Raw genomic sequence first — 481 nt, 5'->3', positions numbered from 1 at the left:
GATAATATTCAGCGAGGAAAGCGCCTTCTGACCGATAGAAATAAACTTGGTGGTCAGGCGATAGCTACCGGGCGACGGGGCCTGGGTGACATAGCCGCTGGTATGCAGCCCTTGCAGCAGGCGGTGGACGGTACTTTTATTCATGCCGGCCAACTCAGACAGGTGCGCCAGTGGGCAGCCGTTAGGGAAGTTACTCAGGATCTCAATCAGTTGCAAACCGCGGAACAGGCTTTGGCTGCCCAGGGGTTTGTCTTTCTTGTCATCTTTCTCGTCGACAGCTGTCAGGCTCATAGCGCAATTTCTCCAGTGTCGAGCCGCCAGCCAACGCCACGGCGTGGTAAACGGACCCTTTGCCGGGAATGTTACCCCAAGGCCCGCATCAGGTGAAGACGGAACGCCGTTTCATTGTCGGTAGCAGGTTAAAAATCTGCAACATTCCGCTAACTTCCGAAGTGAGTTGTGCGTCACAATTCCGCAAAGA

1 protein-coding gene is annotated in these 481 nt (G+C 54.7%); it reads right to left on the bottom strand.

The window, feature by feature from the left end; translation table 11 throughout:
- Positions 1-291: IclR family transcriptional regulator (locus MUU47_RS00210; protein WP_258986126.1), on the bottom strand; the 291-nt coding region annotated here is incomplete at its 3' end.
- Positions 292-481: the final 190 nt, after the last annotated feature.

It is taken from the genome of Scandinavium hiltneri (assembly GCF_024764835.1).
GTDB classification, from domain to species: Bacteria; Pseudomonadota; Gammaproteobacteria; order Enterobacterales; family Enterobacteriaceae; genus Scandinavium; species Scandinavium hiltneri.
This window is presented reverse-complemented; position numbering and strand designations above follow the sequence as displayed.